General features: G+C 37.2%; 18 protein-coding genes. 1 reads left to right on the forward strand and 17 read right to left on the reverse strand.

Translation table 11 applies throughout. The features are described from left to right. Nucleotides 1-39: 39 nt before the first annotated feature. The 16 genes from ETV65_RS03405 to ETV65_RS03480 form a co-directional block, all read right to left on the reverse strand. The gene (locus ETV65_RS03405; RefSeq protein ID WP_129951579.1) at nucleotides 40-3,240 is read right to left on the reverse strand and encodes a phage tail protein; all 3,201 of its coding nucleotides are present in this window, start codon (nucleotides 3,238-3,240) and stop codon (nucleotides 40-42) included. 1 nt (nucleotide 3,241) lies between these two features. Beyond that, nucleotides 3,242-3,628, reverse strand: coding sequence for an ornithine carbamoyltransferase (locus tag ETV65_RS03410; RefSeq protein WP_129951580.1), 387 nt, complete (start codon nucleotides 3,626-3,628; stop codon nucleotides 3,242-3,244). 1 nt (nucleotide 3,629) lies between these two features. Beyond that, nucleotides 3,630-4,253 carry a DUF2163 domain-containing protein gene (locus ETV65_RS03415; RefSeq protein WP_129951581.1) on the reverse strand — a complete coding sequence of 208 codons (624 nt, stop codon included), beginning with the start codon at nucleotides 4,251-4,253 and terminating at the stop codon, nucleotides 3,630-3,632. Beyond that, a complete protein-coding gene (locus tag ETV65_RS03420) occupies nucleotides 4,253-4,810 on the reverse strand; it encodes a hypothetical protein (RefSeq protein ID WP_129951582.1) in 558 nt (185 codons plus the stop codon). The genes ETV65_RS03415 and ETV65_RS03420 overlap by 1 nt, the downstream gene beginning before the upstream one ends. 61 nt (nucleotides 4,811-4,871) lie before the next feature. Beyond that, nucleotides 4,872-7,085, reverse strand: coding sequence for a hypothetical protein (locus tag ETV65_RS03425; protein ID WP_129951583.1), 2,214 nt, complete (start codon nucleotides 7,083-7,085; stop codon nucleotides 4,872-4,874). Continuing rightward, nucleotides 7,075-7,371 (reverse strand): hypothetical protein, encoded by a 297-nt coding sequence (locus ETV65_RS03430; protein WP_240782806.1) that lies wholly within the window; start codon nucleotides 7,369-7,371, stop codon nucleotides 7,075-7,077. Before ETV65_RS03430 ends, ETV65_RS03425 begins: the two co-directional genes overlap by 11 nt. Before the next feature lie 95 nt (nucleotides 7,372-7,466). Further along, entirely contained in the window at nucleotides 7,467-7,766 is a 300-nt protein-coding gene (locus ETV65_RS03435; RefSeq protein WP_129951584.1) for a hypothetical protein, read from the reverse strand. Between the two features lie 69 nt (nucleotides 7,767-7,835). After that, on the reverse strand, nucleotides 7,836-8,294 hold the full coding sequence (locus tag ETV65_RS03440; protein ID WP_129951585.1) for a phage tail tube protein: 459 nt from the start codon (nucleotides 8,292-8,294) through the stop codon (nucleotides 7,836-7,838). A gap of 54 nt (nucleotides 8,295-8,348) precedes the next feature. Further along, nucleotides 8,349-11,966, reverse strand: coding sequence for a pyocin knob domain-containing S74 family peptidase (locus ETV65_RS03445; protein WP_129951586.1), 3,618 nt, complete (start codon nucleotides 11,964-11,966; stop codon nucleotides 8,349-8,351). An 11-nt stretch (nucleotides 11,967-11,977) separates the two neighbouring features. Beyond that, nucleotides 11,978-12,370, reverse strand: coding sequence for a hypothetical protein (locus ETV65_RS03450; protein WP_129951587.1), 393 nt, complete (start codon nucleotides 12,368-12,370; stop codon nucleotides 11,978-11,980). A gap of 1 nt (nucleotide 12,371) precedes the next feature. After that, a complete protein-coding gene (locus ETV65_RS03455; RefSeq protein ID WP_129951588.1) occupies nucleotides 12,372-12,695 on the reverse strand; it encodes a hypothetical protein in 324 nt (107 codons plus the stop codon). A gap of 12 nt (nucleotides 12,696-12,707) precedes the next feature. After that, nucleotides 12,708-14,624, reverse strand: a complete 1,917-nt coding sequence (locus ETV65_RS03460) for a phage major capsid protein (RefSeq protein ID WP_129951589.1) — start codon at nucleotides 14,622-14,624, stop codon at nucleotides 12,708-12,710. After that, complete coding sequence (locus ETV65_RS03465; protein WP_129951590.1) at nucleotides 14,566-16,098, reverse strand: phage portal protein; 1,533 nt, start codon at nucleotides 16,096-16,098, stop codon at nucleotides 14,566-14,568. Before ETV65_RS03465 ends, ETV65_RS03460 begins: the two co-directional genes overlap by 59 nt. Then, complete coding sequence (locus ETV65_RS03470) at nucleotides 16,098-16,640, reverse strand: hypothetical protein (protein WP_129951591.1); 543 nt, start codon at nucleotides 16,638-16,640, stop codon at nucleotides 16,098-16,100. Before ETV65_RS03470 ends, ETV65_RS03465 begins: the two co-directional genes overlap by 1 nt. A gap of 10 nt (nucleotides 16,641-16,650) precedes the next feature. Beyond that, nucleotides 16,651-18,564, reverse strand: a complete 1,914-nt coding sequence (locus tag ETV65_RS03475; RefSeq protein ID WP_129951592.1) for a terminase gpA endonuclease subunit — start codon at nucleotides 18,562-18,564, stop codon at nucleotides 16,651-16,653. Beyond that, nucleotides 18,479-19,030, reverse strand: a complete 552-nt coding sequence (locus ETV65_RS03480) for a terminase small subunit (RefSeq protein ID WP_240782807.1) — start codon at nucleotides 19,028-19,030, stop codon at nucleotides 18,479-18,481. Before ETV65_RS03480 ends, ETV65_RS03475 begins: the two co-directional genes overlap by 86 nt. Before the next feature lie 82 nt (nucleotides 19,031-19,112). On the opposite strand from ETV65_RS03480, the gene ETV65_RS03485 reads away from it, so the two are divergent. Further along, nucleotides 19,113-19,673: a hypothetical protein gene (locus ETV65_RS03485; RefSeq protein ID WP_129951593.1), complete on the forward strand. Its 561-nt coding sequence runs from the start codon at nucleotides 19,113-19,115 to the stop codon at nucleotides 19,671-19,673. Nucleotides 19,674-20,443: 770 nt separating this feature from the next. Here ETV65_RS03485 and ETV65_RS03490 read toward each other — a convergent pair. Next, complete coding sequence (locus ETV65_RS03490) at nucleotides 20,444-21,022, reverse strand: hypothetical protein (RefSeq protein ID WP_129951594.1); 579 nt, start codon at nucleotides 21,020-21,022, stop codon at nucleotides 20,444-20,446. Nucleotides 21,023-21,976 lie beyond the last annotated feature (954 nt).

Here is a 21,976-nt window from a genome sequence, read left to right on the forward strand (position 1 = left end):
TTTAAAAACGGGGTAGAAGTACTACCCCATAGATATTTATTACCATAGTCCCATACGGACACGTAGAGTACCGTTATTGTCATATATTAATATTTGGTTATTGTTGATTGTCATACGTCCGTTATTCTGTCCATTGATATAGAAAGAACCATCTTTGTTTATCTGCCATCCTGAAGTATTAGGATTGTAGTTATTACTCTGAATAGTATTACCAATCTTAGCGTTAGTAATTTCACCATCAATTATTTTTGCAGCGTTAATACTTGCATTTGCAATCTTAGAGTTAGTCACAGAAAGATCAGCTATATATGCTGAACCTATACTACCAGTTTGAATAATCGCATTGTTTAAGTATGTAGTACCATTAACAATTGCAAATGGTGCAACACTACCCGCTGTAGCTCCTGTACTTGGTGATACTAATAGTTTATCGGCAACAAAGTAGATAGCACTGTTAGTACTTGCACCCTGTGATGCTACCAAGCGAATACCGGCTACAGTACCGTTGGCATTAACTGATAATGAATAACTTGCATCTACTGTACTCTTATCAGCTTTAGCAGTACTTAATGTATTAACTGATGCAGTATTGCTATCAACTGTAGATTTCAACTGTATAATCTGTGTAGTAGTTGCTGACGCATTATCTACTACTGTCTGATTAAGAGTTGTAATCTTAGCCGTATTATCATTTATATTGTTCTGCAATACTGATACTTGTGTATTAGTATAATCTGTACTTTCATTAACTGCCTGAGATAAAATATCATCTAATTTATTACTTAGATCAATTACCTCTTCAATACCTGCGGCATCTTCTGCTGTGAATTGATACTTAGAATTAATCTGTACTGTTACTTCTGGTGAATACTGAATTCCATCAGTACCGAATACGTCAAAAAGACCCATCTTAACCTGATATGTTCCATCTACAATATTTGGAATACTATCAAATTCAGGTTTATTACTTGTGAATGTCTGTACTGTCTGACCACTGGTAATTTGAATAATTGCACCTTCATAATCTGGTTCTGTTGATGCTGTCCAGCTTGCGAACAAGTTACCAAAACCACCAGTAAATTTAGTACTAGTAACAAGCTTACATTGTAGGTTTTGTACGGTAATCTGTACTTCCTGCCCATATGTACCAGTAGTAAATCCCTGTGCGTAAATCCCAATAGTCGGTTTACGAATCTTGCGAGTATTCATTACTAAGGTGTAATTGAATTCAGGACTCTGTGTGTAGAATGTATCTACTAATGTAGTACCGTCATATATTTTAACAACGTAATATTTAAAATAGCTGCTAAATGCACGACCGTTAACAATCAAGTTTTTCTGATCATCCCATCTTAGATAGAAGTTTGATTGATTGGTGATGTACTGTGTATCAGTTTGGTTAACTAAAACAAGTCCAGTAATTGAAGGTAATGCGAAATTATAACTTGGTACTAATCCTGTTAACGTCAATCGAGTACTGACTAATCCAATATTAGAATATGCCTCAACACCAAAATCATATTGTGCGGTATCTGATAATCCAAACAATTCATAATCAGTTTTCTGTGGTGAAGTCTGTCCGGCATATGTCCAGACACTGGCTGAACTAAGCTTGTAGTACACGTAATAACCGCGTAGATAAGGATCCACTGATGCAGTCCAAGACAGATCAACAATAGAACCTGATGTAATGTTACCCTTACGTGAAACCTGAAGATTACTTGGTGGAATTACCTGTAATTGTGGGAAGTTGATTACCCCACTCGGCGACCATATGCCCGGATCTACCCCATCATACATAGCATCAGGTGCTTCTACTGCGGTGATGGTTACATAACCTATGTCTTCCTGTGTGGTAGATACTTCCTTGGAAAGTACTTTGAACTTACCACTGATAGCCATCTCAGTATTTGACACTGTAATTGTATCCCATACCTTTAGATCCCAACCTTCACTTGTAGTAAAGCTGATAGTGCGTAAGGCGTACTTAGCCTTAAGAACGTCCACGTTTGCCATCTTCGCAATTACATCTTGATCGTATGACCACGTGTAATCACGGCTTAGTGCTATCACCTGCCCATCGGTGCGTACTGCTTCATCAGTTGTAATATCACTTGGTATGCGTACCACGTCGGTAGCGTACATTGATGAAGGGTTAGTATACTTGCAGTCTACAACGTTGAAATAATCGGTACTGCCTGATGTTGAAATCTGTACTGAACCCATCATATTACTTTCAGAGAATGATTGTACGGAAATGGTTTTACGGTCAGTAGTCATACAGATTTGCCCTGCGTGAACATACATAATACCGCCGAATGATTGACAAATATTTTCAATATTATCTTTGAAAGTACTTGAATAACTAATAGCACCGTTTGCGTAGTACTGCATTGCATCACAATATGCTGCTGTTTCCATAAACGTATCAAGGTTAATCAATGATGGATCAATTGCCATTCCGTATACTGCATTAGTCAAATAGTCATAAATTATTGATGGTGGATTACTTGAAGCAATACTTGTACCACTGACTAAATCTAAAATAACCTGCCCTTTCATTTCACAAGTTAATGCGAATTGGTCATTCACCAGAATGTTATTAGATAGACTATCTTGTGTTTTCTTGATAACAGCACTGATACTGACAATGCCCTTACCAAGAAATGCATTAGTCCATTTTGTACCGGCGTATTGTGAAGCTAATGTTTTAGTACTTGTATAATCACCACCAAAACGAACTTCTAATTGAAGATACGGACGGTACTTAGTTGAAATACTTGCCGCTGGTACAACACCATCTGATGTAATCGGTAGTGCTAATACTGGTTCATTATCAATGTAGATTTGATTGATGAATTTAGATGTACCGGTATAGGCTACTGCCTGTTCACTGAATAAGTACTGTGATGAACTATCTGGCACGTTGTACCAGCTCACGATAGAACCCGTTAGAACGAATGATCCACCGTCTATACCGTTCTTATGTGGGTACTGACCGCCATAGATAACTGGTAGGCCAGTAGTGGGTGATGTACTGCGTGATAGTGAGTCTGATACATCTCCATATGCAGACGCCCCGATCTGACTCATCATTGATGTCGCTACTAATGAAGCCGCTCCTGCTGCCGCACCCCAACCTATAGCCGCTAATGCTGTACCACCTGAAAAGTATACTGCTGCTGCTACGATTACTGCGGTGATTACGGCACCAAAGAAACCGCCTAAACTTTTACCCATATTACTGTTTCCTTACTCTATAGTATTTTCCTTTAGTTGGTTTATGTTGAAGTTCAAAACCGGTGTGATCTTGATTTACACCGAGTACACGACCTGATGCTACTAATGCCATAATTAGTGGATTGTCTGGATCTAACCAGATATCTCCATCAATTGTGTGTTGTACTTCATCACAATAGGCTTCAACTATTTCGCCTGTATGATTCCAACCTTCTTTATTAAGTCCTGCTATACCCTCTTTAACAGTCGTATATTCACGTTCAGCTAAAGTAGTTGTACCGTTAATGAGATCTATCATTCTTAGTACTATTAGGTTGCAATCGTTAGTACCGAATTCATACGGATTATCAATTGCATCTTGTATGATTTTTATGATTTTATTTTGCATATTATTTGTACTTCCAATCCTGATTTTGGTTTACCTGTCCTAATAATGAGAAATACGCATCACCTGAATATATTGATTGATAAACTGAGTTAGCGGCTATTAGTGCAGGTTGTCTATCGAGTTTCTTATATACACTATTAACATAGATAGTCATTTCATTAGTAGGTGCATTGGGATCTGCTACGGCCTGCACGTAGTCAATAAACCCACTAAACATAAGCATTGAATATAATACGGTACTGTCATATGGGTTAAGAATCACAAGTTTGATATTCATCTTTGCGTTCTTTAGAAAACCACCTAATGCCAATGCACGTACTGATGTATTCACATTACTTACTTTAAAATTTACTGCGTCATTACTGATACCCTTTGTCTCTGCATATGATGGTAGTGAACCACTAATAATATCTGGAAAGCTTATGTACTGATTACCATCAAGGGAAATATCAATTAGTGAATCAGTCCAATGAAATCCATTTGTACCATTTGGTAGTACATCAAAGCAGGTAACGTTAACGCCAAGACTCATTACATCCATTACAGTTAAACGAGTTTTCGTTACACCACGAACTAAAGCATAGTACTTTAATAGTTGTGGATTAGTTAATACTGAATCATCCATTATACAATGTTCTCCGTTGCCTTAAGATTAAGTGTCATTAAGTTACCTACAGGCATTGTATAATCATTATCTGGATCTAATACTGCTTCTACTATTAGATTGTCATAACGGATAATTTCACTGGTCTGTACTGTATTTTGTAGTACAGGAAAAATAGTTAGGGATGTTGCAGTACGATCAATAATCTTATATAGCTTATTATGGTTACTGAATTGAATCATTTCACCTATTGCCATTTGATTACTATTAGTAGTGATTACACGTGTACCTTTTGCCGCTGGTGCCGTTGCAGTTAATGCACCCGCTTGTTGTCCGTGATATACACCAGCTACACCGAGTGTAACGGTAAATGGTTTACCCTGTGAGTACTGAGCAAGGAATGCATTCACTTCACTAAGACTTGTAGGATTGAAATTTAGTGTTAGACCGATTTGATAGTACTGAATACCGGTACTACGTATAATACGTTGACCTGTCCAAGATTGATTACTATACATAGGTTCAACTGATTTTAATTGAAAGTTTGTAACCTTCACATTATTTGAAAAACTTGCCATAAAATACCTCTTTAGTTTTTATATGGTATTTATAAAAATAAAGGGGCATAAAGCCCCCTTTTTATGTATTACGTTTTTGACTTGATCTAACGGCCTGAGTAACACTATTAGCGTGTTTCTTTAGCATCTCATTGAATTTAGCATCATCACCAGCTACATCACCTTGTACTAACAATGGTGCGTTAACAGTAATATCACCTGCGTTTGATTGTCCTGAACTTTGCTTATCAAGAAATTTAGTTAATTTCGTATTAGCTTCTGGTTGTACTACACGTTCACCAGCTTTAAGTACAAAAGACTTATTATCAAGGCTTGATGGTAATTCATCTACCCCGCCGTGGAATTGCCCATTACTTTTTGAAGCACCTTTAGCAGTACTGATAATGTTCATACCTAATGATAGTACTTGAGCATATGCAGCAAGTGACGCAGGGAATGGTGTTGCTAATGCCTGTGCAAGTGCTGACTGAATACTCAGTACCGTTTGTGCCATACTGATACCTTTACTGATGGCAAAAGCGGCTTGTGCGGCTCCTGATGACTCACCAAACGCAGCAACCATACCATCACTTAGGGATGTTGCGGCTTTACTGAATACGGTTAATTGATTCTGTGCATTCTGGTTAGCAATATCAATTGCCTGTGCATTGTACTTCGCAGTAATTTCAGCTTTGCGTTTTTCGTAATCTTCGTGACCTTTAAGCAATAGATCATTCTGTGCAAGTTCTGCGTTCATTGCATCAGTATTATCTTTCTGTTTCTGATCAGTATTATCAAATGCAAATGGATTATCACCATTAATACGTTGATTCTGCTGTTGAGCAAGAAAGCCGGTTTGCTGTGAATTCAGATTACCATTCTGTAATAGATTATTAGTATCCTTTAAACCCTGATTAGGATCCTGATAACCAATCATCCCATTAACCATGTCAGTACGTTTAGCTGCACTTGATAGTTGTTGTTGAGATAATAGGCTTGTTATCTTATCTTGAGATAGACCAAGTGTTTTAGCTGACTTCTGAATACTTAGTACTAATTCATGTTGCTGTCTATCGAACTCTGCAAGCTGACGGGCATTACTATCAATAGTCATATCACTAATAGCTTTATTCAAAGATGCCTGTGCGGTGATACGATCTGCGGCTTGTTTCTTTGCTGCGGCTGTTGCTTTATCTGCTGCTGATTTCGCGGCTGCTTCAGCTTTCTTTTGTGCTGCTGCGGCTTCTTGTGCTTGTTTCTCTTTATTAACCCATCCATCTTTAGGAGTAGTATTTTTAGTACCGGTATTGTTATTAACAAAGTTCAATAGGTCTGAAGCGTTTTTATCTAATGTCGCAGTAGCATTAATTGAATAACCTACTTCGCCAACACCATCAAGTTTACGTAAACCTTTAGCTATAGCAGTATCACCACCATAATAGAATTCACGCATCATATCCATGAAACTGTTGTTAGTCCATTTATCACCATTCATTACAGCAAGAATCTTATTAAGTTCTTCTACTGTTGGTGTTAATGCGTTAGCTTTCCAAAGTTGGAATGAAGTACTTAATGTGGTTACGGTCTTATCAAATTCTTGGTACTTCTTGGCGTTCTCTTCGGTTAACTGAGCATGAGTACTATATATTGCATTCATTAGGTCTGTAGCGTTACTGTACTGCTGCATTACATCGACAAGTTTAGAACCATCAGATCCCATTGTTTCTAACATATTGGTAATTTCTGCGGTACTTTTACCTGCTGCTTTCATATCATAAAACGCAGTAGCTAATGCCTTAATACCACCATCAGCTTGATTAAGATATTTGTTAAAATCCTTTAGATTTAAACCGTATGCTTTCATATCTTCTGCTGGGCCGGATCCATCGCGGAATGCATCTCCGAGATGATCGAGCACGTCACGGTTAATATCACCGTATTTTTCTGTATCTAATCCTAAACCTTGAAATACGGTTTGTAATTGTTGTAATTCAGTTACTGTTAATCCTGATGATCTTGAAATCTCATTAAGTGATTTTACATAGTCATTGGACGCCATAACCATAGCTACAACACCACCAGTAACTAACCCAATACCACCAGCAAGGCCAGTTAATCCAACACCCAAACCACCTAATTTTGATGTTAGACTACTGAAACCATCACCCAATCCACCAAGTAATTCACCCGATGAATCAGAAAACTTTTCAATACTTTCTGATGCTGATTTAAGTGATCTGTTTAGACCACTTTCATCACCATCAATATCTACTCTAATTCTATTATTATTTGCCATTCTTTTTATTTCCTAATGCCTGTGCTTTTATAGCTTCACCAATTGTATGAATACTATTAGCTGTGTTTTCTATTTTCTTCCTTTCGAAATTCTCCGCACGTTCTTTAGTAGTAACATCAGGTTCAAGTACACCAAGGAAATCGAAATCAGCCGCTTTGAAAGATCTACGTGCCTCAGTAGTAAGATTTGGATTGTTCATTGTTTGGTTATACATCGCATTACAATGATAAAGCATATCAATGTGAGTACCGGATGGTTCTATATAAGAATCGTAGATCATAAGCATATTAAGTACTTCTTCATCTAATCCAAAGTACTCATCCGGTGATAAACCTCGCCTATTAACCATTTTACAAAAGTATCGTAAATGGTTATCACCTCTTACTTTTTTTCAACTTCATCAATTGGATCTGACTCAGTGAACAAATCACTAATAGCAGTATAAATTTTATTGATTAGTGTTGAGTCCATAACATTGATGTTAATACGCCCCTCAATATCTTCAAGAGAGAAAATAGGATCACCATTTTCATCTTTAACACAATGAAGTACTGTTTTTGGCATAGTATCGCAACTATTAATATCATTCAAAGTAGGACGATGAATGTAGATTGTTTCATCTTCAATCTCAAATGGTACAAGTTTTGGTTTTAATTTTTTCTTTAGATTTTCTAAATTCATTTTGTTCTCCAATAAAAAAGGGAAAGTAGATTGTCTACCTTCCCTTTATTTATTAGATTGTGTTTATGATTACGGTACTAATGGTAATAGACCTGAAGCAATTGCTGCACCATCTACTGCTAAGGTGAAAGTCTTAGTTACTACTTCGTCTTTATCGCCACCAATAGTAGTAGTAGAAACGAAACAGCTATACACGACATAGAAGCCAGTAGTATGTGTAGCGTCTTCATAATAGCTTAGGCGAATCTGACAACGTGTCTGATCATCTGCAAGTTGTTCCAATTTCTGATGTACTTCATTATCCGCAAGATAGTTAACTGCAAGGCTAATATCTGGAATGGATTTAGTACCCAATAGTTTACGATCATAAGCAGAATTAAAGGTTTTAACATTAATTACGGTACTTTCGAAACCGCTTGTAGTGAATGTATTAACTTCGGGTACTACTTCAAAATCAGTTGCAAGTACAGTACCGGCAGTACCAACTTCAACTTTAAGGTTAGCACCACTCATAATATCATATGACATATTTTTATATCCTTATATAAGTTATACGGGGATAGTCCTTACCCCCGATTGTATTTATTTATTATTCTTTATTTGTTCGATCTGAGCTTGAAGATCTAAGATCATTACATGGAGTTCTTTTATTGCTTCGGTATGATAGGCGGCTGATACACCAGCGACATTTAATGACTTGAAATCTTCAATTTTTGTACCATCAGAAAATTTACGCTCCCCTGAATTTATAACTGCTACGGGGCAATCTTTTTCAATGTCCTGTGCAATTAAACCAACCTCTGGCAAACCATCTTTCTTATCGTAAGTAACACCACGCCAACTTAAGACTGCATCAAGAGCATTAGGTACTAATTTAATATTGGTTTTATGACGCTCGTCCGAACCCGATATCCATGTACCATCACAAACGCCGTTACCGTTGTCATAGAAACCGAATGCGTGAAAAGAGCCATTCCATGTAACAATCCTACTTATCACGTTTGAGCCGTTATTGATTAAATCGAGTTGCATGTACTGTGTGCTATTAAAATAGATATTTGCAAAGTTATTGATTTGCCCACTTACCCCGGATGCAAGCTTTATAAAGCCAACTCCCGTGGTGGAGCTATTAACTGTACCTGTCATAGTGCCACCAGGTATTGGAAGTGCTCCAATGTTAGCAGGTGTAATAGCAAGTGCATTCCGTGCTGCTGATGCAGTAGTAGCACCTGTACCGCCATTAGCAATTGTCACTACCCCAGATACGTTAGTAGCGACTCCCGTAGTATTTCCCGTACCGCCACTGGTTAACGGCAATGCTGCTGTTAGTGCCAGTGAAGGTGCTGTAACTGCTGTAGAAAATGCTGCTGAACTTGCATCAATAGTTAACCATGCACCTGTATTGCTCTGTGTGTTGTTCACTACAAAGTTATTACCGGACGCTGTACCAAAGAATATCTGCCCTGCTGTAGTCTGTGCTCCGTAGAAGCTGTTAACCGCTCCGTTAGTACGGTTAGCATTGAAGCTTAAAGTACCACTACCAATACGTTCTACTGTGCCACTAACACTAACATTCCCAGAGAATGTACCAGTAGTAGCTGTTAATTGGTTAGTTACCAAGGCACCACGCATAGTAGCAATGCCTGTATCACCAGCAAAAGTAATAGTACTTGTTAATACACCTGCGGCATTACGGGCGTAAACCATATTGGAACCGCCACCAGTAGTATCATAATACATACTCATACCACTAAGTGTACGACCCCACGGATCGCCGCCAGAGGTTGTTAAACGTGCCGAGATATCACCGATTGAAATTTGTGATGTTGGTAAAGTACCATCAACCTGATCTAAACGGTTATATCCAGTATATGGACTAAAAGCATCTGAACGGCTTAACAGTTGTCGATATGTAATATTATTTTCACGACTCGTTACTGCTCCAGTAGTAGTTAATCCAGTAGAACCAGTTAATGTACCGCCAGTAATAGGCAATGCCATAGTACCGATATTACTACTTGATGCTACCTGTACCCAATCTGACCAAGTAGTACCAACAAGGCGTCTTGTCCAAGTGATATTAGCCGTAGTGAAAGTTAGCGATTGATATACTAATGTACCAGCACCCGTATTAATTACTGTTACAAGGGCACTCGCTGAATTACCTGTTCCTGTTGGTGAATTTACAAATGAACCATAATAGTTACCAGAAACAGTTACACTATTGAGATCAATACCCGTTGTTAAGTTTTGTGTACTGGTAGTGATAGATTCCCACGTTGTCCAAGTAGTAGTACCTGATACCGTAGTACCAGTCCGTATAAAATGACGATTTTGGTAGTTTGTTGAAGTTGCATTACAATGATAAATCTGAGTAATACTTACACCGCCAACACGAACTAATACTTCCATAGTGCCAGTAATCACTACTGGAATATTTGGTGCAACTGAAGTACAGGAATAGACACCTGCTGTAACGATAGTATTAACATCGGCATCACTAAAGGTTGTATAGATTGGTAACGCACCAACATCTGTAGCACTTGGTTTATTCAATGTTGTATAACTTTCTGCCCAAGGTGTCCAAGTAGTACCATTATATGTACGCTGGAAAGTACGGTTTGCCTGCGTACCAGTGGTAGCAGTTACATAAACTTGTAGATAGTTGCCTGATGCTGAGTGTGAATAATGGAAACACCATCCGCCAACGGTAATACCATCTGGTTTATTCAAAGTACTTGCATTACATGAATATGTGTTTGCTACTGTTAGAGCATTAAGATCTGCTGTATATTCCTTAGTTGCCTGATAGCCTGCTGGTTTCCAATCACCCCACGGTTTAGTAGTTGCATTCCATGATGCTGTAAGAGTACGGATCCATACGTAACCAGTAGTGGATGTGTACTTTTGCATACCACCATAATCACCACCACGAATTACTTCTAAAATACCACCTGATGCTTCTGGTAGATTGGCTGAAGCGTATCCCGCCGTTGCTGAAAACTGCCAGTAACCCACATAGGCATCTGTAATACCATAATCATTAATGTCTACTGCGGTTGTTACTGCCCCGTTATATGGAACTACTTTCAAGTTAATAGCGGCCTGTGCTGCTGTTGTAGCACCTGTACCGCCATTGGCGATAGGTAGAATACCGGTAACACCATGTGAGTTATTAGCAGTACCGTCAAATGCTACGGCTGTGGTACTGGCAAGATTAGTAACAAATGTACGTGAGGTTGTTAGTTTTGCTACAGTCCCATTTACGTTACCTGTACCACCTGAAGTAATAGGTAGTGCGGTAGTAAGCGAAAGACTACCTGCGTTAACTCCACCTGCGTTAGTAGTACCCGTTAATGTAGTTGCACCTGAAACGGTTAAAATACTGGCATTAATTGTACCTGCGGTTGTAGTACCGGTGAAGGTTTTGTTACCCGCAATGGATTGATTGCCAGTAAGTGCTACATAGGCTGCATCTGATTGTGTCACGGTATAGATACGTGTCCATGCTGTACTTGCGTTCTTAGCATAGATACCCAAGGCACCAGATTTAGTTACTGCGAATTCACATACCTGACCGTTGTCCGTCCAGCCAATGCCCATCATATCAGTGGATGAAGGATTTCCAGATTGTGCCGCTGGAATTTTAATAAAACTGTTACCAGTTGGGATATCAGGACTGTACTGATCAATATCAATACCATCAGACCCTACCCCAAAATCCCCTTCATATAAGGGTAGTCTTGCATTTGCTACCATACTTCTTGCGATCACCTGTGAATGTGTAAAGTTATAATTTTTTTGTACTACTGAATCTTTATCACCACTGAGTGAACTCGCAGATATATAGCCATTTACTATTGCATATGATATTTGTCTTGCTTCTTCATCAAAGTAATACACAAGTACTAATTGGAATTCAGTTTGATTTAATACTGCTTCATCTAAAAATTGATGTGATGGATCTGTTGCAATGTAATTAACTACAATGTTTAAATCTTCCATTGATTGATCAGATAGAAGCGTTGATACATAATCACTTGTATATGTATCGAATTTTGTTGTTTCCGAGTTTAACGAAAGTATAGGGAATGCAGCTAATTCATCGATCAATACATTATCAATTCCTTGTGGGCTGGTATTCCCTATGTCCGTGTTATAGTATAATTTGAAGTTATTACCTAAAATAATATCAGACATTTATGATTTCCTTATCTTGTTTTCTCCGCTACTTTGATATTTATAGTAAAAGATAAACTTACCGAACCAGTTGTAGGATCAGTGACAATATCACTCTGTTCATATGAGTAGGAAATAATAATTAAGCCAGCATCTTTAAATGCCTGTGCTTTTTCTGAATCGAAAGCACCGATAATTTGATCATAAGATACGCTTGGTGCAGTATTGCCCGATTCAGGTTTAGGACTTACTAAGTACTGAATAGCAAATGACCCTGTTTGTCTCTGATTACCGAAAGTAATACTTTCAAGTGAATAATCAAAAGCTATTTCACTGTATACATCGGCATCACGTGACACCTTAAGATTCTTAGATGCAGTTACTAATTGCTTCATTGTTTTACGTACTTGCTGTACTAATTGCATATTAGTAATCCTCTGCGAATGAAGATCCTTGTACTGTCCTGTAGTACACATCAACCATTCCCGAAAGATCATCAACGATGTTATATACTGTGTATTGTACTGAATCTATAATTAATATTGTGTTTAAGGCTACCCCTGCGACTGTTAGATCACTTTTTTTCATAGTTACATATGTTTCTGTACTTTCGATAAATCCACCAGCCGCTTCAATAGAAACGGGAAGTACTTCTACAATTCCTATAAAAGTACTTCCCGTAGAAGTTGTAATAGATTGACCGAAAGCATTTAGAAACACAGCACATTGTGTGTTAATAAATGCTCTCATTAGTTCTAATCCTTAAGCTGCAAGTTTCATTACGTAGAATGCTTCTTCATGAGCTACTGCCCAATCAATATAAGCAAAGGTACGTAGCATAATACCTTGTGAAGCACGTAGTGTAGTATCATCACGATCTACAGTTAGGCCACCCCAAGATGCAAGAATTACATTAGCAAAGTCACCAAAGATTACTTGTCCTGCTGCTACTTGTGTGGATTCAATAACACGTACTGAATCACATAGGAAAGCACCAAAGCGGAAACCTTCGATCATATACTTAGCTGCGGTATTCTCACCTACTAATGTACTACGCAATACTGCGGCGGTAGTTGGATGAACAATAGCTACTACTGAATCAATACGAATATTAGCTGCTGCAAGTTTAGCTAAGGCATCTTGAAAATCTTTCTGTGTAGGTGCTGCGGTCAAAGTACCGTTAGGTGCTGCTGCAACGACTTCATCAAGAATTAGTTTTTCAAGACGTAGACCTGCACCACGAACCATAGAATCCTGAACATAACGTTCTGCGGTATCTGCTGATTTGATAAGGGTACGAGTTAGCGGTACTGAACCAGAGAAAGTTTGTGGCTTCATCACAATACGTTCAAAGTTAGCATCTACTGAAGGACTATCAGCACCTTCCGCGATAATATCGAACATCTGGGTATAATCAGAAGATAGTTTAGGTAGTACTAAATTACCTTCACCTTCCAAACCAGAATAAGTTTGAATAGGTAGTTGTGCGAATACTGAATTAGCACGTAGAACATCAATATATGAATCAACATATACTTCTTTAACCAATGCACCACCACCAACAGTAGTAGATGTACGTAGTTGGTTTACTGGTACTTCAAGACGAGCACCTTCGAATGGTTTACCTTCGGCAGCCTGACGAATTAGACCATTGATTACTGATTTTTCCATTTTGTTATCCTTAACGTTAGGAGTTTTGTTATTTGTATTTAGTGAACGTTTGAAATCAGTAATTGAAATTCCATTTTCAATTGCATCTGATACATCCACATTTAGTACTAAACCGATTGAAGTAAGTTCTCGTTTACGTTCTTCTTCACCTGCATCTACTTCTGGTTCTTCCATTTCTGGATCAGATTCAGATTCAAGTTCACGTACATCTTCTACTTCACTTGGTTCATTACTATTTAATAGATCAGGCTCTACACCTTGTTGTAGTTTCTTTAATAGGTCTGGGCGTTTAGAAACTAATTCTTCTAATTCACCATCACTAAGTTCAATATTAGCCACACCACCATTTGAATCATTATCTACTTCTAATGTTTCTTTAATGTCGTATGCTTCATTATCTAAGCGGGTTTCTTCCATTCCCTCTTGTTCTTCCATGAGTCTTTCCTCTTCAATAGTATTCTCTGTACTATTTAGTGATTCATCCTCATGTGCTTCTGATAACTCTTCTGCGAAATTATCATCACCTAATGAACGTCCTATACCTACAGTTTCATCTGCTGGTACTGTCACAAGTGATATTTCATAGATTTCAAAGTTAGTAACAAAGATATTATTACCATCCATACGGTAATCATAAATGTTATAACCAATACTAACGTGTGAAAGAATACCTTCTTCAATCATTGACCACATTGCACTACCAAGGCCAACATTACTTATTTTGAGAGTTGCACGACCTACACGGTCAGAATCCATATGTGCTTCAACTACTGCACCAATTAGCTTATCTCTATCGTGATTAAAGAGTACTGCACCTTTATTATTCAAACGGGAAAGTTCAACATTCTCTTCACCACATAATAGAATTTCATAATATAGTTGCCCGTCAATCTCACGACTCACGGGAAGTTCACTACAAAATGCTACTTCGATAGTTCGAGAATCTGTATCAATCGCCCGTACTGGAATCGTTAGATCCCGTTTCTGGTTCTTTAGATTCAAATCCATTTGATTCTATTTCCTTATTTTGTTCTTGTTCCTTTTCTATTTCTTCCATCGTTACCCGTGGATCACCGCCCATTTCACTAATGATTTGTGTTTTAGATTTAAGTCCTGCATCCAATAGCATAATTTCAGCCTGTATATCCTTAGTAGGATCTAAGCTAATTGGTTTTACTGGAATGAAACGGCAGCAACTAAGATCATCGAAATCCGAAAAAGAAAGATTAAGACTACTGTTATTTATCATTTCATTCTTCAACCACTCAAGGTATATAGGCTTTAGCACTTTACTGATAAGTACATTAGTTCTTGTTCTGAAGGTTGTAGCCTGTAGGCGTTCTGCTAACTTAGCTGCTGAGAATGAAGCATCGGCAGTACTACCCATTAGGGATTGTTTAGTTACGTTTAAACCCATACTGATCTGATTCATTAGTTCATCAGTAAATTCACCAATACGATCTACACCTGCCTGTGGGTTAACAGTTTTAATATCTTGATTTTTACCAAGTTCAAATACTGCACCTGCTTCGAGATATTCGGTATAGGTGGCAATAGAATCATCTTCACCAGCAATTAGATCTACTTGGTCTGTATCATTATTATTATTAGTGATGTACGCAGTAGTTGATGCAGAAATACGTTTAGCTACTAATGCAGCCTCAGTAAAGTTTTTAATGTCTTCCATAGTTTTAGCAGTACTAATCATATCTGGAATACCACGTTCCTGACCCATTTGATCAGCAATGAAGTAATGATAGATTTCATTTGCCGGTACTACTTCAAATGCTGTTGCATCGTATGTATAGGTAATAGGATTGTAGATACAAAAGTTATAATTCACCGGACGATGGTTTTTATCAAACTCAATACCATTTGAAATGTAGTTACCATTATCTAACCATTGGTTATTAAGTTGAGTTAATCGGGCACCATCAAGTATTTCTAATTTCAAAGTACCGTTAATCTTATGCATACGAATGAAACATTCACCATCCTGTACACGGATCTTTTCAATAGTCTGTTGGAATATGTCGAAAGTCATTGAACCATCGAGACTAAAACGATCTGCATCATATGCCCAACGATCAAAACGTTTTTCAAGTAGTTGGCTTAGATTATGTAGTTCATCTTGATTCATATAATCAGCTACTGGACTTGGCTTAACGTAAACCCCTTCTGCACCGATAACACCATCAACTGAAAGATTCATATACTTTCGGCCTAATGGATTCTTTAGTACTGCCTCACGTGAAGCATTACGCCAGTCACTCAAGAACCAGCGGATCAAGTTGTTTAAGTTCTGTGAACCTGTGCCAGACGTGAAACCAAAATTAATCACCTGAGTACTCATACCACGCACGGCCTGTAGGTCACGCTTTAGAGTTTGTTGTGGTGTATCGAATAGTTTTGATTTAGGTTTAGATTTTCGTTTTTTCTTAATTGGTTCTGCTGGTTCTTGTTGTTTTTTATTCCAAAACATTATCGTGTACCCCATCTGTTAGGATAATTAGGATCACGAAAAACTGTTATACTCTTGAAAGGGCGACCATTGCCGTTAGCCGGTAAGTCATTCATCATTGCCCATAAAGCATTTGCACGTTTTATATAGCGTATACGCATGTTCTCAAGATTAGTTAGTGTTTCGCTAATCAAAGTTTTATTATTAATTGTTGTACTATAGACACCACCACCCATTACACGGTTTTCAATAACAGCATCAATTTCATTAATTAATGTGATTAGTTTTGAGTACTCACTTGTGTACTTAGTTGGATCTATTACTTCGCTTACAAAGTTAGTAACAGTTGCTCCCGAAATAGATACACAAAATAATTTATCTGAACCGCTTTCAATCTCAATCGTTAGAGTCATTACCTGTTCAATAGAATTAGTATTATTCAAAGTAATACTTTTACCGGTAGACAGATAATTAACTACTAAACTACTATTAGTTGGAATTGTTACGGATAAATCATATGGGTTTGTAGGTATATAGATCTTTTCTGGTAAAAGATTTGCCATTATTATTTCCTTATTTACCGAACCAGTTATTTCCCTTCCTTGGTTGTCGCGTTGATATTGCTTTCTTCGTAGGTTGTTGTACTGGTAAAGGTTTAGTTTCTTCTTTATTTATTAAAGTTGGTTGCACTTCCTCACGTGTTTCAGCTTTATGCATACGTAGTTTTCTATATGGTTGTGATGTACCTAATTTACTTACTGAGTATTCACGTGCAATTAAGCCATATACTAAACAGTCCAATGCTTCATTTCGTTTCTGCCCCTGCTTTAGTCTCCACTGCAATTTACCACCACGTGGTTTTAGTTCTTCGGCTGTTAGCTGTTCAAAGTAATCGTGTGGTAGTGAACTACTGAAATGTAAACGAGTAGGTGCTAATTCAGGGGTATCACTAAGCATATGGTTTAGTAATTGCCTGATAGTTGATTTCATTTCGTGTACGTTGAGTATTTGAAGTTTGTAACCTGCTTCTGTGGACTTCTTGAACAATGGGGATGTAGTACTACTGGAACCTTTGATCGAATGATACTTTGCCCAACGGACTGTAAAGCGTTTTACTGTATCTGTTGCGTTACCATTACTGCTATCGACAAATACCGCAAGCGTAGGTAGTACACGCCCTGTTACTGTCTTGAACGACTGTCTACAGTACTTATCAAGTTCATTCCATGCCGGTGCTTCAATCTTGGTACAATCGTGTGAGTAAAAGAATTCATGACCAAGTACCCATACATCCTTTTCACTAAATGCTATTACAGTAGCTTCCAATCGATCTAACTGCTGGTCTGCACTGATAGTAATACCAAGTGCCTCTTCAGGTATGTTGTGAATATTGAATGTATCATCACGTGTGTTTTCCAATGCAATAACATCTACTTCCTTTTGGTACTCATCTTCAAAGACTTCACCCAATTCATTGTTATAAAAAGTTTGAAGATTGAAACTATATAAAGCGTCTGCGTACTTGCCTACCATTTCTTCGATAGTATTAAGTGGTGAGTACATACGGCTGATTTGATAACCTACTACACCCTTTTCACCATTTGGATTAGTAGCAATCCATCGACCTGCGTTAACCATCTGGTGGCGTGTATGTTCATCAATATGTTCATTACAGTGTGGACACAATAATTTAGCAGTACTTGAATCAGGGATAGCACGGCCTTTATCAATTTGTTTAAACTGGAACTTAACTTGTTCCCATTCAAATTTGTATTCATGCCCGCACTTGTGAGTTACATACCAATATCTTTGATCACTAAGATTGAATTCAGCATTGATTAAATCATTCTTGAATAGTGGAGTACTGGCAAGTACAACTAATCCATCATCACCGAAAGTACTTGTACGTGCTTCTGCTAATTTAATGGGATTACCCTGAGCACCAATTTCCACCCCTGAAATTTCATCACATAGGATAGTAGCTAATGTTAATCCGCGTAGATTGTTTGGAGTATTAAGGTTAAGCCAGAATATGTTAGTACCATTCTTTAGTTCTGTTTGTTTAGCTGAGTTGGTAGCATTCTTATCTGCTTTATCTGTTATAAGTTTCTTTAGTTCTGAACTGGCTTCTACTACAGATTCGAATTTAGCAGTTTTAAACTTTTTAATATCATCGGCTGAACTACTGGCAAATGCAAAGTTCTTAGGATCGTTAGCCATAGTGTTAATAGCTATTGCGGTCATAACTTGAGTTTTTAAAAGTTGACTACATGCTTGAATAACTACTTTCTTAGTACTACGTTCCTGTGCTATATCCATTGGTTCTTTCTGAAATTCAAATGGAATAAATGGTAGTCCTGCACTTGGCCCATCTTGAAGTACCATCACTTCCTGAACATAATCACTTATCTTCTGAATCTTCGGCGGCTGGATTGTCTTCTGAATCTTTAATAATAGACTCTTCAATTTCTGTTTGTTCGTCTTCATCTAATACTTCCGTGTCCTCTGGCAGTTGTTCAAAATCCATTTGACCCAACTCATATAATGTTTTATCTATTTCATCTTTAATCCTATCGCGTACATCTTTAGCATCAGTCATCGCAAATAATTCAAGATAGATTCTATTTGGAATAGAACGAATAGATGTTTTTATCTGGTGAAGATATGCTGTAAGTACTGTCTCAACATATTCAGTACTGATAACAGTTTCTTCTTTCTCTGCTAATTCAATTTCAGTTAATGCAGTTTCTGCTGTAATCTTTTCAAGTCGCTTTTGTTCGATCTGTTCTTTAATATCTGTATTACGTAATGGATTTAAAATATTCTCAACAATCCAACTTCGTGTTTTTAATTCATCTACACTCTCACCGATTGGCATCCCTTTTTCAATCCACTGTCTAACTGTACTTTCATCGTAACCATACTGCTTTGCTAATGCTCTATTACTTATCATATTTTTATACCTCTTCTATTAAAGTATTTATACAAATTGCCGATAATACATTAATAGAGATTTGAATGATTAAGGAATAGTTATGACATTGAAAGCCGATGCAGTTACCGTAAGAGTTATCATGGATCAATTCATCAAAAATGAAACGATTAAAGCTAAATTGCGTTATATATGTATGAATAAAATAAACGACTGGGAAAAATGGCTCCAATTTGAAATCCAGCATTACATGTCTAATATCAAAGGTATAAGGGTAAGTAGAGAAATAGTGGCATTTCCAGATAATAGAAAGTTGAAGAATCGTTATAACATGTTTATTGACGTGGCTTTTAGAAAGAAAAGAACCAAACATAATGCGTACATTTTTTTAGAATTGAAATGTACTAAGAATGTACAGAGCCTGATTAACGGTTTTGAAAGAGACATTAAAAAAATTAATGCTATAAAGTCCTGCATCATTGATCAAAGATCCTTTTGGTGCGTAGGTTTCCATTTAAACTGCACTGATCGTAGTATCGATAAAATTAAAAATTATGTTAATGAATGGGATCATGGTTATCATGAAGTTTTAAAGTTATGTGATTGTCCTGAAGATCTTGTTTGTTCTTGTGAGAATAATAAAATAGGATTTGCTGTAATCTGAAATGCGGTGCGGCCATGCATTATTTTTGCATATATATTTAATATAATGCGTGGCCGAAAACTCGCTTTGCTACTAAAATCGTAGGGGAACCTAAATAAAATCCTTATATTTCAATAACTTACCTGATTTTAATAATATTTTTATTATATTGCATTTGCAAGTTGGCATAGTGTACCAATGAGGTAGTACTGCCATTCCATTCACTTATATTGCATATTATGCATAGTACTACGATAATCATTCTCATCATGCTGACTGTATTTAGTCCTGACTCACTCGATGTGTATTGATTAGTTGAAGTGAATAGTAATCATTGATCGGTATACCTCCTACACTGTGCTGATATACCAGTTCACGTAGGGTACTATCCATATGTAATAACATATTGCGTTCATTCTTATTATATTGTTGTAGTGCGTCTATGCAGTACTGCCAGCGTCCTACCCTGAAAGAATGTTCATAAACCATACTTAGGTTCTTATGGTAGATAGCGATAGCATCAGAGTAGATGTATATGTTGAATGTATTGTGATTGATATGAACGTTGAGTAGCTTCTCATTACGTTCAGGATAGTAACCTGTGTAGTTACCTTCTGAATCTATAATGACTGTACCCTTTGAATAGTGTTTGAATATTTCCATATGAATACCCCTGTGTTGTCTATATGGGTATTTAGGAAATAAAAAGCCCACTGTGATTAGTGGGCTTGGTCTGGGGATTTATTGAAACTTAAACCACCCGAAGTTTGTTTTTTTTCAAGATTACTAAATCATTCTACTGTATATGATGCAATGAAATTAGCCTTTTCTTCCTTACCTTTAACAGCGAGAAGAGCACTATCTATACCGTTTTCTTTGAATAACGATGCCACTTCTACTTCAGTCATCCCTTCAAAGGATTTCTCAATGAAAGATTTACCATCAGGTTTGAATTTATAAACGTTCCCGCCAATGTTAATATCTACAAGTTTGATTTCACGTGGCTTACGTTTTGATTTACCGCTTGTTCTTTCTATTTCAACAACAACCTGCGAGGGAAGTATTCCCTTCTCGACTAATTCGTTAATTAGTTTCTGACGAACTTCTTCATCAAGAGCAGTGATATTTGCTAAGATCCCCACAGTTTTTGCTGTATCTAATTCTTTTTTATAGGTATTTGCGATTTTTTCAAGATTAGTTGCCATACGCTGTAGCTGTTTAACAAACTCTTCAGCATCATCTTTAAAGAGTTTATCGAATACATTTTTAGAATCTTCAAGTTTAAAGTTTAAGGCGGCAGTGCGTTCGATCAGTGATTTAAATTCTGTACTTTTGAGGTCGTGCACAACACCATTGCTTTCTATAGACATATTTTATTCCTATTGATTGACAGAGGGTTACTTGTGGCTAAATGGTAGTTAAAAAGAATTATATTAAGCGTTCACTTTTACAATACTGTTCCTAAAAATCATATAATCATACTTAAAAATCAATATCAAGATATCGATTTATTTGATTTTTTGAATTGATTGTTCAACATTATCAATTATCCTTTTTGTACATGTAACTCAGTCATAACTAATCGACATAGTTTGAGATAACTTTAGGGTTCATAGAACGGTTCGATGTCAGTTAGCCGTGTTGCTGCGATCCAACACCCTCCCGTAGATGGGCGATCTTCATAGGCATACTCTGGATGGCAGTCCGTTTCAAATTGTGGCCGATAGTACTCCCTTCCCCAAGCATCAGTATGATCGCGAAAAACTACCACCCGCCAATGGTTGTCTACTGTTGCCCTGTATGCGTTTCTCATGAAGTCATGTTGAGTTGAACATCCAGACAGTATAAGCATAGAGAGCACAAAAATTATGGTTTTCATATGGTTTCCCTTTTTCTATCTCTTATTATTGATCATTATTATCTATTGATAAAGTTAAAATGATCGATTTTACCGATCATTTTATAACAAACGCTCACTCCATGTGTCAGGGATGACGTCGTTGTAGCGAAAGAGTTACAGTGTTGATGAAGGAAAATGTGTGGCAGTGGAGGAACTGATTTTCATACAGGAGTAATTGTTGTAGAGTCTAAAAAAATTGATTATTAACAGAGTTAATTATGGATCTTTATACAAGAGCAATTATAGGTTCGTTAGCATTTTCATTAATTAGCATGATTATAGTTTTCCTTGTTGCATATACCGTTCTGTGTATCTTCCGCCATATACGATTAACTAAGAGAATTAATCTTATTTTTGCTTTTCTCATTAGCTGGATGATTATTGGCTTGTATTTGCCGATAAAAAGCTTAGCTTTCTATATGAA

Origin of the sequence: Rahnella sp. RFA10(1/100) (genome assembly GCF_004195115.1) — a bacterium.
GTDB classification, from domain to species: domain Bacteria; phylum Pseudomonadota; class Gammaproteobacteria; order Enterobacterales; family Enterobacteriaceae; genus Rahnella; species Rahnella perminowiae.

Coding starts and splice junctions, on each gene's coding strand:
- ETV65_RS03405 (WP_129951579.1), bottom strand. CDS start 3,240: ATGGGTAAAAGTTTAGGCGGTTTCTTTGGTGCCGTAATCACCGCAGTA.
- ETV65_RS03410 (WP_129951580.1), bottom strand. CDS start 3,628: ATGCAAAATAAAATCATAAAAATCATACAAGATGCAATTGATAATCCG.
- ETV65_RS03415 (WP_129951581.1), bottom strand. CDS start 4,253: ATGGATGATTCAGTATTAACTAATCCACAACTATTAAAGTACTATGCT.
- ETV65_RS03420 (WP_129951582.1), bottom strand. CDS start 4,810: ATGGCAAGTTTTTCAAATAATGTGAAGGTTACAAACTTTCAATTAAAA.
- ETV65_RS03425 (WP_129951583.1), bottom strand. CDS start 7,085: ATGGCAAATAATAATAGAATTAGAGTAGATATTGATGGTGATGAAAGT.
- ETV65_RS03430 (WP_240782806.1), bottom strand. CDS start 7,371: ATGCTTATGATCTACGATTCTTATATAGAACCATCCGGTACTCACATT.
- ETV65_RS03435 (WP_129951584.1), bottom strand. CDS start 7,766: ATGAATTTAGAAAATCTAAAGAAAAAATTAAAACCAAAACTTGTACCA.
- ETV65_RS03440 (WP_129951585.1), bottom strand. CDS start 8,294: ATGTCATATGATATTATGAGTGGTGCTAACCTTAAAGTTGAAGTTGGT.
- ETV65_RS03445 (WP_129951586.1), bottom strand. CDS start 11,966: ATGTCTGATATTATTTTAGGTAATAACTTCAAATTATACTATAACACG.
- ETV65_RS03450 (WP_129951587.1), bottom strand. CDS start 12,370: ATGCAATTAGTACAGCAAGTACGTAAAACAATGAAGCAATTAGTAACT.
- ETV65_RS03455 (WP_129951588.1), bottom strand. CDS start 12,695: ATGAGAGCATTTATTAACACACAATGTGCTGTGTTTCTAAATGCTTTC.
- ETV65_RS03460 (WP_129951589.1), bottom strand. CDS start 14,624: ATGGATTTGAATCTAAAGAACCAGAAACGGGATCTAACGATTCCAGTA.
- ETV65_RS03465 (WP_129951590.1), bottom strand. CDS start 16,098: ATGTTTTGGAATAAAAAACAACAAGAACCAGCAGAACCAATTAAGAAA.
- ETV65_RS03470 (WP_129951591.1), bottom strand. CDS start 16,640: ATGGCAAATCTTTTACCAGAAAAGATCTATATACCTACAAACCCATAT.
- ETV65_RS03475 (WP_129951592.1), bottom strand. CDS start 18,564: ATGAAGACGAACAAACAGAAATTGAAGAGTCTATTATTAAAGATTCAG.
- ETV65_RS03480 (WP_240782807.1), bottom strand. CDS start 19,030: ATGATAAGTAATAGAGCATTAGCAAAGCAGTATGGTTACGATGAAAGT.
- ETV65_RS03485 (WP_129951593.1), top strand. CDS start 19,113: ATGACATTGAAAGCCGATGCAGTTACCGTAAGAGTTATCATGGATCAA.
- ETV65_RS03490 (WP_129951594.1), bottom strand. CDS start 21,022: ATGTCTATAGAAAGCAATGGTGTTGTGCACGACCTCAAAAGTACAGAA.